This is a genomic window from Micromonospora sp. NPDC000663, from assembly GCF_042898105.1.
GTDB lineage: Bacteria > Actinomycetota > Actinomycetes > Mycobacteriales > Micromonosporaceae > Micromonospora.
In genome coordinates this window covers 637,712-652,922 of the sequence record NZ_JBIAYR010000004.1, presented here as the reverse complement: position 1 = coordinate 652,922, position 15,211 = coordinate 637,712, and the positions used below count along the sequence as shown (strand labels likewise).

General features: G+C 73.3%; 13 protein-coding genes. 10 read left to right on the top strand and 3 right to left on the bottom strand.

The genetic code is table 11. From position 1 onward, the window contains the following. Positions 1-107: 107 nt before the first annotated feature. Positions 108-1,514 carry a KamA family radical SAM protein gene (locus ACFY1S_RS18530; RefSeq protein WP_387119297.1) on the bottom strand — a complete coding sequence of 469 codons (1,407 nt, stop codon included), beginning with the start codon at positions 1,512-1,514 and terminating at the stop codon, positions 108-110. A gap of 152 nt (positions 1,515-1,666) precedes the next feature. Here ACFY1S_RS18530 and ACFY1S_RS18525 point away from each other — a divergent pair, with 152 nt between their 5' ends. The 9 genes from ACFY1S_RS18525 to ACFY1S_RS18485 all read left to right on the top strand — a co-directional run bounded on the left by ACFY1S_RS18525 (position 1,667) and on the right by ACFY1S_RS18485 (position 11,916). Then, positions 1,667-2,716: a zinc-binding alcohol dehydrogenase gene (locus tag ACFY1S_RS18525; RefSeq protein ID WP_387119344.1), complete on the top strand. Its 1,050-nt coding sequence runs from the start codon at positions 1,667-1,669 to the stop codon at positions 2,714-2,716. 4 nt (positions 2,717-2,720) lie between these two features. Beyond that, entirely contained in the window at positions 2,721-4,286 is a 1,566-nt protein-coding gene (locus ACFY1S_RS18520) for an amidohydrolase (protein WP_387119294.1), read from the top strand. Positions 4,287-4,320: 34 nt separating this feature from the next. Beyond that, positions 4,321-5,880 carry a lysine 5,6-aminomutase subunit alpha gene (locus tag ACFY1S_RS18515; protein ID WP_387119292.1) on the top strand — a complete coding sequence of 520 codons (1,560 nt, stop codon included), beginning with the start codon at positions 4,321-4,323 and terminating at the stop codon, positions 5,878-5,880. Beyond that, positions 5,877-6,626 (top strand): OAM dimerization domain-containing protein, encoded by a 750-nt coding sequence (locus tag ACFY1S_RS18510; protein ID WP_387119289.1) that lies wholly within the window; start codon positions 5,877-5,879, stop codon positions 6,624-6,626. The genes ACFY1S_RS18515 and ACFY1S_RS18510 overlap by 4 nt, the downstream gene beginning before the upstream one ends. Further along, positions 6,623-7,015: a hotdog domain-containing protein gene (locus ACFY1S_RS18505; RefSeq protein WP_387119286.1), complete on the top strand. Its 393-nt coding sequence runs from the start codon at positions 6,623-6,625 to the stop codon at positions 7,013-7,015. Before ACFY1S_RS18510 ends, ACFY1S_RS18505 begins: the two co-directional genes overlap by 4 nt. Before the next feature lie 34 nt (positions 7,016-7,049). Continuing rightward, positions 7,050-8,387 (top strand): glutamate mutase L, encoded by a 1,338-nt coding sequence (locus tag ACFY1S_RS18500; protein ID WP_387119283.1) that lies wholly within the window; start codon positions 7,050-7,052, stop codon positions 8,385-8,387. Between the two features lie 481 nt (positions 8,388-8,868). After that, on the top strand, positions 8,869-10,488 hold the full coding sequence (lnt, locus tag ACFY1S_RS18495) for an apolipoprotein N-acyltransferase (RefSeq protein WP_387119280.1): 1,620 nt from the start codon (positions 8,869-8,871) through the stop codon (positions 10,486-10,488). 34 nt (positions 10,489-10,522) lie between these two features. Continuing rightward, positions 10,523-11,332, top strand: a complete 810-nt coding sequence (locus ACFY1S_RS18490) for a polyprenol monophosphomannose synthase (protein WP_387119276.1) — start codon at positions 10,523-10,525, stop codon at positions 11,330-11,332. A 65-nt stretch (positions 11,333-11,397) separates the two neighbouring features. Further along, entirely contained in the window at positions 11,398-11,916 is a 519-nt protein-coding gene (locus tag ACFY1S_RS18485) for an FxsA family protein (RefSeq protein ID WP_387119273.1), read from the top strand. 67 nt (positions 11,917-11,983) lie between these two features. Here ACFY1S_RS18485 and ACFY1S_RS18480 read toward each other — a convergent pair whose 3' ends face one another. After that, complete coding sequence (locus ACFY1S_RS18480; RefSeq protein WP_046564157.1) at positions 11,984-12,325, bottom strand: RNA polymerase-binding protein RbpA; 342 nt, start codon at positions 12,323-12,325, stop codon at positions 11,984-11,986. Positions 12,326-12,547: 222 nt separating this feature from the next. Here ACFY1S_RS18480 and ACFY1S_RS18475 point away from each other — a divergent pair, with 222 nt between their 5' ends. Then, a complete protein-coding gene (locus ACFY1S_RS18475; RefSeq protein ID WP_387119270.1) occupies positions 12,548-14,029 on the top strand; it encodes a peptide MFS transporter in 1,482 nt (493 codons plus the stop codon). Between the two features lie 12 nt (positions 14,030-14,041). On the opposite strand, the gene ACFY1S_RS18470 is transcribed toward ACFY1S_RS18475, so the two are convergent. Beyond that, positions 14,042-15,199: a hypothetical protein gene (locus ACFY1S_RS18470; protein WP_387119267.1), complete on the bottom strand. Its 1,158-nt coding sequence runs from the start codon at positions 15,197-15,199 to the stop codon at positions 14,042-14,044. Positions 15,200-15,211: the final 12 nt, after the last annotated feature.

The following is a 15,211-nucleotide window of genomic DNA, read 5'->3' as shown; positions in this document are numbered from 1 at the left end:
GGCGGGCCCGGCCCCCGCCCCCCCCCCCCCCCCCGCCCCCCGCCCCCCCGCCCCCCCCCCCCCGCCGCGCGCGCGGGGCGGGGGGGGGGGGGGGGGGGGGGGGGGGGTCAGTCGTCGCGGTGGTCGGCCCACCACTGCTGGCCGTCCTCGGGCAGGGTGTCGATCGGGTCGTAGTAGGCGTAGCGCTTGTTGAGCGCCTCCAGGTCGGTGGACTCGATGGAGGTGCGGTAGTTCTTGGTCCAGTAGGAGATGCCGCGTTCGCGGTCGTAGTCGGTGAGCATGTGCACCCAGCGCTTCCCGACGAACGGTACGTCGCACACGATGCGGGGGGTGGCGTACCCGGGCAGGTAGCCCATGATGTCGTGCTGGAGTTGCTGGGCGTGCCAGACCGGGACGCGCCAGTGTTCGGCGTTGGGGATCATGTCGCACATGTAGAAGTAGTACGGCAGGATTCCGGCTTCGCCCTGCAGCGCGAAGCAGAGGTCGAGCAGCTCGGGTGTGGTGGCGTTGACGCCCCGCATGAGGACGCCCTGGTTGCGGACGTCGCGGACGCCGACGTCGAGGGCGGTCTGGGCGGCCTTGGCGACCAGTGGGGTGAGCGACTGGGCGTGGTTGACGTGGGTGTGGATGGCGAGGTTGACGCCGCGGCGGGCGGCGGTGCGGGCGACGCGTTCCAGGCCTTCGACGACGTCGGGTTGCAGCCAGTGCTGGGGCAGGCCCATGAGGGCCTTGGTGGCGAGGCGGATGTCGCGGACCGTCTCCAGTTCCAGCAGGCGCATGAGGTACGACTCGAGGTTGCGCCAGGGGACGTTTGCCACGTCGCCACCGGAGACGACGACGTCGCGGACGCCGGGGTGGGCCTTGAGGTAGGCGATGTGGGCGTCGTAGCGGTCGACGGGCTTGAGGGTGAGTTTGAGTTTGTCGACGGCGGGGGTGGAGTTGCCGACGAGGTCCATGCGGGTGCAGTGCCCGCAGTACTGCGGGCAGGTGGAGAGCAGTTCGGCGAGGACCTTGGTGGGGTAGCGGTGGGTGAGGCCTTCGGCGACCCACATGTCGTGCTCGTGGAGGCTGTCGCGGCTGGCGTAGGGGTGTGACGGCCAGTCGGTGCGCCGGTCGGAGGCGACGGGGATCATGTAGCGGCGGATGGGGTCGGCGAGCAGCGCCTCGGTGGTGAGGGGCGCGAACGGCACCATCGTGTTGATCATCTGTGGTGGCACCAGCATGGACATGGTGGCCATGGCCTTCTGGTCGGCCTCGAGGTCGGCGTAGAAGCTCTCGTCGACGAGGTCGCCGAGGACGACGCGGAGCTGCTTGATGTTCTTGACGCAGTTGACGCGCTGCCACTGGGCGGATTCCCACTGCTCGCGGGTGACGTGGCGCCAGCCGGGGAAGCGGGTCCAGTCGGGTTCGACCAGGGGGCGGCGGTGGTATTCGTACGGTTGCCCGGCGGTCGGTGCGGCGACCGGGGCGTGACGGGGTTGAGGGATGGTCTCAACCGGTTGGGTCTGGGTCACGGCCCCTCCTCGGTGCTGCGGCTGATCAACGGGCCCGAAGGCTACTGGAAAATATTCGGTACAGAAACTAGTCTGCCGTAAGTTTTCCCGTTACGCGAGCCTTGACGGTGGCTTCGGACGGCTGGACAGGGGAGGTCGGCGTGACGTCACCGGTGGGACTGCACCGCGTCGTGGAACCGGCGGGGGTGCTGCCGCAGGCGGCCTGGCGGCTGGACGCGTCCGCCGCCATCGCGCCCAACGAGGTGCGGATCCGGGTGCAGCGGCTCAACCTCGACGCGGCGAGCTTCCGGCAGTTGTCCGAGAAGCACGGCGGCGACGGTGACGCGGTTCGTGCCGAGGTGCTGGAGATCATATCGACGCGGGGCAAGATGCAGAACCCGGTGACCGGCTCCGGCGGCATGCTGATCGGCACCGTCGAGGAGGCCGGTCGGCGTTCCCCGCTCGGGCTCAAGCCCGGTGAGCGGGTCGCCACGCTCGTGTCGTTGACGCTGACGCCGCTTGTCGTGACCGACGGGCTGGCCCGCTGGGACGGCCGCAGCGAGCAGGTGCCGTGCGACGGGTGGGCGATCCTGTTCGCGCGGTCCATCGCCGCGGTGCTGCCCGACGACGAGGACCCCCAGCTGTCCCTCGCCGTGCTGGACGTGTGCGGGGCGCCCGCGCTGACCGCCCGGGTGGTGTCGCGGTACGTCGAGGATCGTCAGCGTGCCGGTGACCCGACGCCGGTGCGGGTCGCGGTGATCGGTGGGGCGGGCAAGAGCGGCTCGCTGTCCCTCGCGGCGGCGCGGCGGGCGGGCGCCGCCCGTACCGTGGGAGTGGTTCCGGTGGCGGCGGAGCGCGACGCGCTGACGGCCGCCGGTCTGGCCTCGGCGGTGGCGTTGGCCGACGCGCGGGACCCGGTCGGGTTGTCCACGGCGGTGACCACGGCGCTGGGCACCCCGGCGGACGTGACTGTGGTGTGCGTGGACGTGCCGGGGTGTGAGCACGGGGCGGTGCTGGCCACCGCTGACGGCGGCACCGTGATCTTCTTCTCGATGGCGACGAGTTTCTCGGCGGCGGCGTTGGGCGCCGAAGGGCTGGCGGCGGACGTGACGATGCTTGTGGGCAACGGGTACGTGCCGGGGCACGCGGAGCTGGCGCTGGGGTTGTTGCGCGCCGAGCCGGGGGTGCGTCAGATGTTCACGGCGCGGATCGCGGCAGACTGAGGTCATGACGAACCCCTCGACGTTGTACCGCGCCGGCGTGCTGCACTGTCCCGCCGATCCGAGCGCCACGGCGCTGCTGGTGTCCGCTGGGCGGATCGCCTGGTTGGGGACCGACGGTGACGCGCCGCCGGCCGACCGGGTGGTGGACCTGGGTGGGGCGCTGGTGACGCCGGCGTTCGTGGACGCGCACGTGCACGCCACCGACACCGGGTTGGCGTTGTCCGGGCTGGAGTTGTCCGGGGTGCGCTCGGCGGGGCAGTTGCTGGACGCGGTGGCGGCGTTCGCGGCGGGTCTGCCGGCCGACGCGGTGGTGCTGGGGCACGGTTGGGACGAGTCGGGCTGGTCGGATCCGGCGTTGCCGGACGCGTCGGCGCTGGACCGGGCGGCCGGGGGCCGGCGGGTGTACCTGTCGCAGGCGTCGATCCATTCGGCGCTTGTGTCGTCGTCGTTGCTGGCGGCGTGCCCGCAGGCGGCGACCGAGGCCGGGTACGACGCGTCGGGCTGGTTGCGGCGCGACGCGCACCATGTGGTGCGGGCGGCGGCGCAGGGGTCGGTGAGTCGGGCGCAGCGGGTCGCCGCGCAGCGGGTGGCGTTGGCGCACGCGGCGTCGCTGGGTATCGCGGCGGTGCACGAGTGCGGTGGTCCGGGCATCTCCGACGAGGAGGACTTCACGGGCCTGCTGGGCATCTCCGGTGCGGCTCTGCCCGAGGTGTACGGGTACTGGGGCGAGTTGGGTGGCGCCGCGCGGGCCCGGGAGCTGGGCGCGGTGGGTGCCGGTGGTGACCTGTTCGCCGACGGGGCGTTGGGTTCGCGTACGGCGCACGTGTCGCAGCCGTACGGCGACGGTGACGGCTGCGGGCACGGGTACCTGTCGGCGCAGCAGGTGCGTGATCACCTGGTGGACTGCGCGGCGCACGGCATGCAGGGCGGGTTCCACGCGATCGGTGACGCGGCGATCGGCACGGTGCTTGAGGGCTTCGCGGCGGCGGCTTCGACGCTCGGCGTGGAGCGGCTGCGCGCGGCGCGGCACCGCGTCGAGCACGCGGAGATCATGAACAAGCGGATGATCGCCCAGTTCGTGGAGTACGGGGTCGTGGCGAGCATGCAGCCGGCGTTCGACAGGTTGTGGGGCGGCGCGGGTCGGATGTACGAGGCGCGGTTGGGGTTGGACCGGTCGTTGGAGTCGAACCCGATGGGTGCGATGCACTCGGTGGGTGTGGCGTTGGCGTTCGGGTCGGATTCGCCAGTGACGCCGCTGGACCCGTGGGGGTCGGTGCGGGCGGCGGCGGCGCACCACAACCCGGCGCAGCGGATGAGTGTGCGGTCGGCGTTCGCGGCGCACAGCCGGGGTGGGTGGCGGGCGGTGCACCTGGACGCCGAGGGCGTTCTCGCGCTCGGCGCGCCGGCGACGTTCGCGGTGTGGTCGACGCCGGCCGGGGTGGAGCGGGGCCTGCCGGTGCTGCTGGCCGAGGACCCGGAGCTGCGGGGTCCGGACGATCCGACGCCGCTGCCGGTCTGCCGGCGCCTGGTGCTGCGCGGTGAGGTCATCTACGAGGAAGGGTCGTCGTGAACGAGCGGACGAGCGGTGTGGCGGGGGCGGCGGCGTGACCGGCAAGCTTGATCTTGATCCGGTGCTTGTGGCGCGGGCGCGGGAGTTGGCGCGTCGGGCTGGGCAGCCGGTGGTCGACCTGGCCCGCAGCCACACCACGGTGTCGGTGGAGCGGGCCGTGCTGCGCCTGGCCGGGGTGAGTGGCGCAGACCCGGACGGAATCCCCTGGGTGAACCGGCTGGTCGACGCGGTCGTCGCGGACGTGGGGTTGGGCCACGGGGTGGCGCTGCCGGTGTTCGACGCCCTCGCCCGCGAGGGCATCACTGACGTGACGTTGCTGGCGCAGAAGGCCGCGGCCGGGTCGGTGCGCTTCGCACTGCCCACGGGGCGGGCCGCCACGGCGGCCCGGTCGGCGGCGCGCAGGGCCGTCGGGGCGGGCATCCGGCGCATCGACAGGCGCCGCGCCGAGCGGGACCGGCTCATCAAGCGCCACGGCGACCCGAAGCAGCGGCCGTGGATCTACCTGATCGTGGCGACCGGGGACATCTACGAGGACATCCCGCAGGCGCAGGCGGCGGCGCGGGCCGGCGCGGACGTGATCGCGGTGATCCGCTCCACGGGTCAGTCGCTGCTGGACTACGTGCCCGAGGGCGCGACCCGGGAGGGTTTCGCCGGCACGTACGCCACGCAGGAAAACTTCCGGCTGATGCGCGCGGCGCTGGACGAGTCGTCGAAGGAGTTGGGCCGCTACGTGCGGTTGACGAACTACGCGTCGGGCCTGTGCATGCCGGAGATGGCGACCCTGGCCGGGTTGGAACGCCTCGACATGATGCTCAACGACTCGATGTACGGGATCCTGTTCCGCGACATCAACCCGGTGCGCACGTTCGTCGACCAGCGGTTCTCCCGGCAGGTGCACGCCCGCGCCGGGATCATCATCAACACCGGTGAGGACAACTACCTGACCACCGCCGACGCGGTCGACGAGGCGCACACGGTGACGGTGTCGCAGCTGCTCAACGAGTTCTTCGCGCACGAGGCGGGCCTCGCGGACTGGCAGTTGGGGCTGGGGCACGCGTTCGAGATCAACCCGGAGGTGCCGGAGTCGTTCCGGTTGGAGTTGGCGCACGCGCTGCTGGCTCGGGAGTTGTTCCCGGACGCGCCGCTCAAGTGGATGCCGCCGACCAAGCACATGACCGGTGACGTGTTCCGGGGCAATCTGCTCGACGGGTTCTTCAACCTGGCCGGTGCGCTGACCGGTCAGGGCATCCTGCTGGTGGGGATGATGACCGAGGCCGTGGTGACGCCGTGGCTGTCCGACCGGGACATCGCCCTGCAGAACGTGCGGTACGTCCTGGGCGCGGCCGGCGGGCTGCACGAGGACTTCGTGCCGGCGCCCGGCGGGTTCATCCGCCGCCGCGCCAACCAGGTCCTCGGTGAGGCCCTGGACTTGCTGGAGCGCATCGGGGAGCAGACGCTGCTCACCGCCATCGCCGAGGGCACCTTCGGGATCATGAAACGGCCCGCGGACCGCGGTAAGGGCCTGGCCGGGGTCGCCGCCCACGAGGCGGACTACTGCAACCCGGCCACCGACATCCTGGAGGCGGCGGCGTGAGTAGGCAGATCGTGCGCCCGTACGGGGACACCACAGGTGACGGGATGGTGCAGGTGTCGTTCACCCTGCCGGTGGCCCACGACAAGCGGGCCGAGGGCGCGGCGGTGCAGCTGGCCAACAAGATGGGCATCGACCCGGCGATGCTGGTGCACGCCAAACCGATGGGTGACGGGTTCACCTTCTTCGTCGTCTACGGGCGGGTCAACCACCTCGTCGACGTCGACGCGGTGCAGGTGGTGGAACGGGACTTCCCGCTGCTGTCGGCCAAGGAGGTCAACACGGTGGTCAAGCAGCGGCTGCGCCGCAAGCTGTCGGTGGTCGGTGCGTGCATCGGCACCGACGCGCACACAGTGGGCATCGACGCGATCCTCAACGTCAAGGGCATCGCGGGGGAGAAGGGCCTGGAGTACTACCGGGAGCTGAAGGTCACCAACATGGGCGCGCAGGTAAGCGTGCCGGAGCTGGTGGAGGCGGCCCGGGCGGAGAAGGCCGACGCGGTGCTCGTGTCGCAGGTCGTCACGCAACGCGACGCGCACCTGCACAACACCCGGGAGATGTCCGCCGCGTTCCGCGAGGCCATGCCGGCGGGCAAGCGACCCCTGCTGATCGTCGGCGGTCCCCGGTTCGACGAGACGATGACCGCCGAGTTGGGCGTGGACCGGATCTTCGGCCGGGGCACCACGCCCGGCGAGGTGGCCAGCTACCTCGTGCACGCCCTGATCACGCAGCGGAAGGCGACCACATGACCGACGCAAGGCTCGGGTTGACGGTGACGCACCGGCGGTACGTGCCGTACTCGCACGCGCACTACGCCGGCAACCTCGTCGACGGGGCGTACGCCCTGGGACTGTTCGGGGACGTCGCCACGGAGGTGTGCATCCGCACCGACGGTGACGAGGGACTGTTCGCCGGGTACACCGACGTGCGGTTCACCGCTCCGATCCGCGCCGGTGACGTGGTGGAGGTGACCGCGCAGGTGTCCCGGGTGGGCTCGCGCAGCCGCACCCTGGAGCTGAGCTGCGCGGTGGTGTGCCGGGGCCGCCCGGACCGTTCCGAGTCCGCCGCCGAGGTCCTGGACCCGCCGATCGTGGCGGTCACCGCGACCGGCACCGTGGTCGTCCCCGCGGCACAGTGAGCCGCGAGCGCCGCAGTCGCGAACGGGGAGGCCTGTGACCCTGGCGGTCTGCGCGGACGTCGGTTCGACGTACACCAAGGCGGCGGTGGTGGACCTGGCCGCCGGTGTCCTCGTGGGCGCGGCGGCCGCGCCCACGACGGTCGGTAGCGACGTGCTGCACGGCCTGGATGCCGCGGTCGCGGCGGCCACCGCCGGGCTCGGGGCGCGCGACGTGCAGTGGTACGTGTGCTCGTCGGCCGGCGGTGGGCTGCGCCTGGCGGTGATCGGCTACGAGCCGTTGGTCACCGCGCAGGCCGGCCGGCGGGTCGGGTTGTCCGCAGGCGCGCACGTGGTGCACGTGGCGGCCGGGCGGCTCGGCGCGGCGGACCTGACGGCGCTGCGGGCGGCCCGCTGCGACGTGGTGCTGCTGGTCGGCGGCACCGACGGCGGTGACGCCGACACGATCGCCCACAACGCGACCCGGCTGGCCCGCGCCCGCTGGCGCAGACCTGTGGTGTACGCGGGCAACGCCGACGTGCGCGCGGAGCTGACCGGGCTGCTCCAGGCCGCCGGTGTGCCGGTGACAGGCGCGGACAACGTGCTGCCACGCATCGGGGTGCTCGCCCCGGAGTCGGCGCGCGCGGCGATCCGGGCGGTGTTCCTGCGTCACGTCATCGGCGGTAAGAGGCTGTCGCGGGGCAACCGGTTCGCGCGGCTGGTCCGCGCGGCCACCCCGGACGCGGTGCTCACCGGCGTGGAGGTGCTCGCCGACACCATCGGAGGCGACCTGGCCGTCGTCGACGTGGGAGGCGCCACCACCGACGTGTACTCGGTGCTCACGCCCGATGAGCGGGCCACCGGGCCCGGTCGGGAGGTCGCCGGCAGCCTGTGGCGGGCCCGCACCGTCGAGGGTGACCTGGGGATGCGGTGGAGCGCGCCGGGCGTGGTGCGGGCCGCCGCCGAGGAGCGGCTGCTCGCCGCCGACGAGGCCGACGCGTTGACGGCCGCCGCCGCCCGGCGTGCCGCCGACCCCGGGTTCCTGGCCGTCGACGACACCGAGCGGGCCGCGGACGCCCGCATCGCCGCCCTCGCGGCGACCGTGGCGCTGCGCCGGCACGCCCGCGGGGCGGCCACCGGGGAACGCGCCGGGCGGGACCTGCGCGACGTGCGGCTGATGGTGGGCTCGGGCGGGGTGCTGCGGCACGCCCCGGCGCCGGTGGCGGTGCAGGTGTTGTCGGCGGTCCTGGGCGACCACGCCGGCGGGTGGCCGCTGCCCCGCGCCGCGACCCCCGTGGTCGACGTCGACTACGTGCTGGCCGCCGGTGGGCTCCTCGCCGAGGAGCACCGGACGGCCGCGGGGGCACTGCTGCGTCACCACCTGCGGACGCAGTGAGACGCGCCGACCCGACACGCCGTGTCGCAACACACGACAGGCCCGGGTGGGTTGACAGGAGGCGGGGTGCAGCACGTACCGTCTTTGAGTCCTACCACGGGAAGCGGCTGTTGTTCGCTTCGTCCCTTCGTCCGCTGGCCGAGCGACATGTTTCAGCGTCATCGTCGCGGCGGCCAGGTCCAGCGGGCGGGGGTCGGCGGGGCGGCGCGAACCGGTCGCGGTTACCGGTGTACGGGCAGGGTGAGGTGCACGGCCAGTAGACAACGGCCCGGCGGGGGCAGCCAGTCCGCGTCCGGTCGGTCCGAAGGTCGGCGTGCCGCATCCTCGCCGCACCGGCCGGGGAGGGCCTGGGAGCATCGGGGCGCGGCGCGAGCCGCGCCCCGATTTCATGTCCGTCGGGTGGTCTGTCCCCGACAGCCCGATGCGGCCGTCACGACCGCTGGCCAGGTAGCCTTCGCCCCGTGATCGAGGGGACGCTGCGGTGACGACGCTGGACCGGGACGAGACTCACGCGCCGACATCGGCGCCCGGCCCGGCTGCCGCTGGGCTGCCGCTGCCGCTGCGGGTGGCCGCGCCGATGGCCGTGGCCGCCGGGCTGGCCCTGCTTGTGGCGTTCCCGCCGTACGGGGTGTGGCCGCTCGCGCCGGTGGGCGTGGCGTTGCTGGCCGCCGCCGCGCACCGGCGGCGGTTGCGCGCCGGCGCCGGACTGGGCTTCCTGACCGGTGTGGCGCTGTTCGCGCCGCTGCTGGAGTGGACGAACCTGCACACCGGCTACCTGCCGTGGGTGCTTCTGTCGCTGTTGCAGGCCGGCTACCTGGCGCTGCTGGGCATGGCCACGGCCTGGGTGTCGCCGCTGGCCGACCGCGGCCGGTGGGCGTGGCCGGCGCTGACCGGCCTGCTCTGGGTGGGGCAGGAGGCGCTGCGCGACCGCACCCCGTTCGGCGGGTTCCCGTGGGGGCGGCTGGCGTTCAGCCAGGACACGTCGCCGCTGCTGCGCCTCGCCTCGCTGGGCGGCGCCCCGCTTGTCACCTTCGCGGTGGCCCTGCTCGGTGGGCTGCTCGTCACGGCCGTCTGGCGGGGCGTGGTGGCCCGCCGCGACGCCCAGACCGAATGGTGGCTGGCGGCTGCCGCACCGGCCGCCGTGGCCGTGGGGGTGGGCGCGGCGAGCCTGCTGGTTCCCGTCGCCACCGCCGGGTCGGGCGACACGGTCACCGTGGCGATCGTGCAGGGCAACGTGCCGCGCCTCGGCCTGGACTTCAACGCCCAACGGCAGGCCGTGCTCAACAACCACGTCGACGCCACCATCGAGCTGGCCGCGCGGGTCACCGCCGGGCAGCAGCACCGCCCCGACCTGGTGGTGTGGCCGGAGAATTCCAGCGACATCGACCCGCTGCGCAACCCCACCGCCGGGGCGCGCATCTCGCAGGCCGCCGACGCCATCGCTGCGCCGATCCTCGTCGGCGCGGTCCTGCAGGGCCCCGGCGCCGGGGAGGTCCGCAACGTGGGCATCCTGTGGCGGCCCGGCGCCGGCCCCGACCTGGACCAGCTGTACGCCAAACGTCACCCGGTGCCGTTCGCCGAGTACGTGCCGCTGCGCGACGTGGCCCGCATGGTCAGCGACAAGGTCGACCTGGTCCGCTCGGACTTCGTGGCCGGCAGCACCCCGGGCGTGGTACGCGCCGGCCCGGCGGTGCTCGGCGACGTGATCTGCTTCGAGGTCGCCTACGACGGGGTGGTCCGCGACACCGTCACCGGCGGCGCGCAGCTGCTCGTCGTGCAGACCAACAACGCCACATTCGACGTGGCAGAGGCCCGCCAGCAGCTGGCCATGGTGCGGCTGCGGGCAGTGGAGCACGGCCGACCGGCGTTGATGGCCTCCACGGTCGGAGTGTCCGGGTTCGTCGCCCCGGACGGGCGGGTAAGCGATGCCACCGGGTTCAACACCCGGGAGGTCGTGGTGCGGCAGCTGCGGCTCGACGACGGCCGTACCCTCGCCACCCGCCTCGGCTGGTGGCCGGAGGTGGCGCTCGCCGGGCTGGCCGCGGCGGCCCTGGTCGGTGCGGCGGTGCTGCGCCGGCGGCAGCGGATCATGCCCGGATAGCAGCAGCCGGTACGCCGGCGGAAGCGGAGGAACCGTGATCCAGGCGACCGATACGATCAGGCGGCCGGACGAGGTGCCCGGCGTGGGTCGGGTGCTTGTGGTGATCCCCACCTACAACGAGGCCGACAACGTCGCCGCGATCGTGGGACGGGTCCGCCGGGCCGCCCCGGCCGTGCAGATCCTCATCGCCGACGACAACAGCCCCGACGGCACCGGCGCGATCGCCGACGACCTCGCCGCCGGTGACGCGCACGTGCAGGTGTTGCACCGCGAGGGCAAGCAGGGCCTCGGCGCGGCGTACCTGGCCGGGTTCGGGTGGGCGCGCGAGCGTGGCTACGACGCGGTCGTGGAGATGGACGCCGACGGCTCACACGCCCCGGAGGACCTGCCGGCGCTGCTGACGGCGGCCCGCGACGCCGACGTGGTGATCGGGTCGCGGTGGACCAGCGGCGCGCGGGTGGTGAACTGGCCGCTGCGGCGGCTGCTGCTGTCGCGCTGCGGCAACCTGTACGCGCGCCTCGCCCTGGGCATGCCGGTGTCCGACGCGACAGGCGGTTACCGGGTTTACCGGATCAGCGCGTTGGACGCCATCGACCTGGCGTCGGTGTGCTCGCAGGGCTACTCGTTCCAGGTGGAGCTGTCCCGGCTGGCGCACCGCGCCGGTGTGCGGATCGTGGAGGTGCCGATCACGTTCGCCGAACGCGAGCGGGGGGACAGCAAGATGAGCCCCCGCATCGTGGCCGAGGCACTGTGGCGGATCACCACCTGGGGGGTGCGGGACCGGCGTCAGGCGGTACGCCGTGGCCTCAACGGCACCCCCACCGGTCAGGTGCGGTGGCCGTGAGCGGGGCCGTGTCATGCTGGAAGGACGGTGCGTGTCGGCGTACCGGGGATTGGCGATGAGGTGAGATGCGCCGAGGACTGAGGTTCGTGCCGATTGCCCTGCTGCTGGCGGTGGCGGTGGAGTTGGCGGTGTTCGTCCTGGTGGGACGGGCCGTCGGGTTCGGCGCGGCGGTGCTGCTGGTGTTCGCGGCGTCGCTGCTGGGGCTGGTGCTGCTGCGCCGCGAGGGCATGCGCGCCTGGCGTGGGTTCCGCACCGCGGCGCAGGCGGGTCAGCCGCCGGGACGGCAGGTGACCGACGGGCTCGTCGGGCTGGCCGGCGCGCTGCTGCTGGCGGTGCCCGGTCTGGTCAGCGGGCTGGTCGGGCTGCTGCTGCTGGTGCCGCCACTGCGACGGCTGGCCCGTTCCGGGGTGCAACGCACCGCCGAGCGGCGGGTGTCGTCGATGGTCGCCGGTGACCTGTTCGGGCCGCGTACGGTGCGGGTGCGCCAGGGCGCGCCGCAGCCGACGCCGCAGCCGGAGCAGCCGGTGGTCGTCGACGGGGGCCGGGCCATCGAGGGGGAGATCATCGAGCCCGGGCGCCACTGAACCGCACCCACACACGACGGCGCCCCCGGGGAGAACCCCGGGGGCGCCGTGTCGTTCGGTGTGCGGCTCAGGCGCGGCCGCGGCGGGTACGAACCTCCTGGAGCCGTTCGGCGAGGATGTCCTCGAGCTCGGCGATCGAGCGCCGCTCCAGCAGCATGTCCCAGTGGGTACGCGGCGGCTTGGCCTTCTTCTGCTCCGGCTCGCTGCCGTCGACGAGTCGGGCGACGCTGCCGTCGAACTTGCATTCCCAGGTCGTCGGGACCTCGGCGTCGACGGCGAACGGCACCTCGAACTGGTGGCCCTTGGCACAGAGGTACTCGCGGGTCTGACGCGGCGCGAGCTCCGTGTTGCGGTCGGATTCGTAGCTGACCGCGCCCAGGCGGCTTCCGCGCAGCATACGCTCGCCCATGATCGACTTCCCCTCGTTCGTGGTGCTGGTCTTCTGGGTGTAACGGTGCGTTCCCGTCGCGCCATTCCCGCCGCAGGGCGTGAGGCGTCCACGGGTGGGCCGCGACCAAGGGTAGCCGGCCGGGGCGGCCACCCGGGCAGGTGATCCCCGGGCGGGTCGCGATGGTGGAGTGTTTCGGCTGCCACCGGGGATGTTAACCGCCCGAGCGCACAGGAGGTTGCGATGACCCAGGACGTCCCGGTCGAGCGGCGAGCGGCCAACGAGCGGACGTTCTTCGGGCATCCCCGGGCCCTGGCGACGCTCTTTCTCACCGAGATGTGGGAGCGGTTCAGCTTCTACGGGATGCGGGCCATCCTCGTGCTGTATCTCACCGCCGAGGTCGCCGACGACGGGTTGGGCCTGGGCGACGCCAGCGCCAACGCGGTCTACGGCACGTACAACGCGATGGTGTACCTGTTGGCGCTGCCCGGCGGGTGGGTCGCCGACCGGTTGATCGGCGCCCGGCGCAGCGTGCTGTGGGGTGGGGTGGTGATCGCCGCCGGGCACTACGTGATGGCGGTGCCGGTGCGCTGGAGCGTGTTCGCCGGGATGGCGCTCATCGTGTTGGGCACGGGCCTGCTGAAACCGAACATCTCCACCATGGTGGGCAGCCTGTACGACAGGGACTCCCCACGCCGCGACGCCGGCTTCTCGATCTTCTACATGGGCATCAACCTGGGCGCGTTCGTCGCCCCGCTGATCACCGGCTACCTCGGCGAGAAGATCAACTGGCACCTCGGGTTCGCGGTGGCGGCCGTCGGTATGACCTTCGGCGTGATCCAGTACGTGCTGGGCCGGCGCAACCTGGGCGACGCCGGCGACCGGCCGGCCGATCCGCTGCTGGGCGCCGACCGCCGCCGGGCGCTGATCCGCGCCGGCACGGCAGTGGTGGCGCTCGTCGTGCTCGTCGCCGTCCTCGCGCTTGTCGGGCTGTTCACCGTCAACACGGTGGTGAACCTGCTCACCGGGGTCACCGTGCTCGTCGCCGTCGGCTACTTCGCCCGGATCATGACCGACCGGGAACTGTCCGCCACCGAACGGTCCCGGATGAAGGCGTACCTGTGGCTGTTCGTCTTCGCCGCCGCGTTCTGGCTGATCTACGACCAGGCCGGGTCGGTGTTGAACATCTTCGCCGCCGAGCGCACCGACCGGAACGTCGGCGGCTTCACCTTCCCCGCGTCGTGGTTGCAGTCGGTCAACCCGATCCTGATCATCATCGGTGCGCCGCTGTTCGCGCTGCTGTGGCTGCGCGTCGGCAACCGGGTGTCCACACCTGTGAAGTTCTCCGTCGGCCTCGTGCTCAACGGCCTGTCGTTCGTGCTGATGGCCGCCGCGGCGCAGGCCGCCGTCGGCGGCGACCGGGTGTCACCGTGGTGGCTGGTCGCCGTGTACGCCATCCAGGTCGCCGGTGAGCTGTCACTGAGCCCGGTCGGGCTGTCCGCCACCACCAAGCTCGCGCCTGTGAAGTACGCCAGTCAGATGCTCGGGCTGTGGTTTCTGGCCACCGCCGTCGGCGACGCGATAGGTGGCCAGGTGGCCCGCCTCGCCGAGACCTGGTCCGAGCCGACCTACTTCCTCACCTTCGGGCTGGCGTCGGTGGCGTTCGGGGTGGGCGCGGTGATGTTCGCCCGACACATCCGCGCGCTGATGGCGGGCATCCACTGAACCCGCGCAGACTCAGCCTGCCGTGTCCCGGGGGGCGGCGGCGCCGAGGCGGGACAGCGCCAGCGCCAGGTCGCTGACCTGGTCGCCGAGCTGCGCCACCCGCCGCTGGGCCACGTCCCGGTCGGTCTCGGCGGCGTCCAGTCGTACCGTCAGGGTGGTGACCCGGCCCTCGGCGGTGGCCGCGGCGTCGCGGGCGGCGGTGAGGTCGGCGGCGAGCGCGTCGCGGTGCGCGGCGGTGGCGGCCAGTTCCGCGCGTAGCCGCACGGCCAGTTCGGTGGCCTCCTGCCTGGCGTGTTCGGCCTGCTCGGCGGCGACCAGCGCGCGGTCGCGGGCCCGGTCGGCCTGCTCGCGCGCCCGGGCCGCGTCGGCGGCCTCGGTGCGGGTCCGCGCGGCGTCGGCGCGGGCCTGGTCGATCTGGCGGCGCACGTCCTGCACCTCGGCCTGCCACCGCTCTGCCCGCTCGGTGGCCTCGGCGGCTTCCCGGGTTGCCCGCTCGGCGTCGGCGCGCGCCGCGTCGCGTTGCACTGTCAGGTCGGCGGCCCGCTGCCGCTCGGCGTCGTGTGCGGCGCGCATGTCGTCCCGGTCGCGGCGCGCCTGGTCACGGTCCTGTTCGGCCTGCGCGCGCAGCGCCTGGGCCGCGCTGGCGTCGCGGCGGGCGTCGTCCCGGGTCGCCTCGGCGCGGTGGGCCCGCTCGTCGGCGTCGGCGGCCCGCCGCGCGGCCTGCTCGGCGTCGCGGCGGGCGTCGTCGGCCTCGGCGCGGACGAGCCGGGCCTGCTCCCGCGCCCGGGCCGCGTCGGCGGCGGCGGTCTCGGCGTCGTCGCGGGCCTCGTCCCGTTCGGTCTGCGCCGCCGCGATCTCGGCGGCGGCCTCGGCGTGGGCCTGGGCGAGCTGGCGCTGCACCCCCACCGGGGACAGTTCGGCGTGCAGCGCCTCGGTGAGCGTCTCGACGATCTGGTCGAGCCGGTCCACCGCCTCCCACGTGCGGGCCACCTGCCCTGGCAGGCCGGGGGCGTTGCGGTGGCGCATGCGGCTGTTACGCGACGCGCGTTGGCAGGCGCCGTCGTTGTCCCGGCAGTAGCGAAACGGTCGACCCGCGCCGACACGCTGCGGCACCGGGCGTCCACAGTGGGCACACGGACGGGTCTCGGCGGGGGTGAGCTGCGCGTCCATCGAGGGCGAAGT

Coding starts and splice junctions, on each gene's coding strand:
- ACFY1S_RS18505 (WP_387119286.1), top strand. CDS start 6,623: ATGACCGACGCAAGGCTCGGGTTGACGGTGACGCACCGGCGGTACGTG.
- ACFY1S_RS18475 (WP_387119270.1), top strand. CDS start 12,548: ATGACCCAGGACGTCCCGGTCGAGCGGCGAGCGGCCAACGAGCGGACG.
- ACFY1S_RS18520 (WP_387119294.1), top strand. CDS start 2,721: ATGACGAACCCCTCGACGTTGTACCGCGCCGGCGTGCTGCACTGTCCC.
- ACFY1S_RS18470 (WP_387119267.1), bottom strand. CDS start 15,199: ATGGACGCGCAGCTCACCCCCGCCGAGACCCGTCCGTGTGCCCACTGT.
- ACFY1S_RS18485 (WP_387119273.1), top strand. CDS start 11,398: ATGCGCCGAGGACTGAGGTTCGTGCCGATTGCCCTGCTGCTGGCGGTG.
- ACFY1S_RS18480 (WP_046564157.1), bottom strand. CDS start 12,325: ATGGGCGAGCGTATGCTGCGCGGAAGCCGCCTGGGCGCGGTCAGCTAC.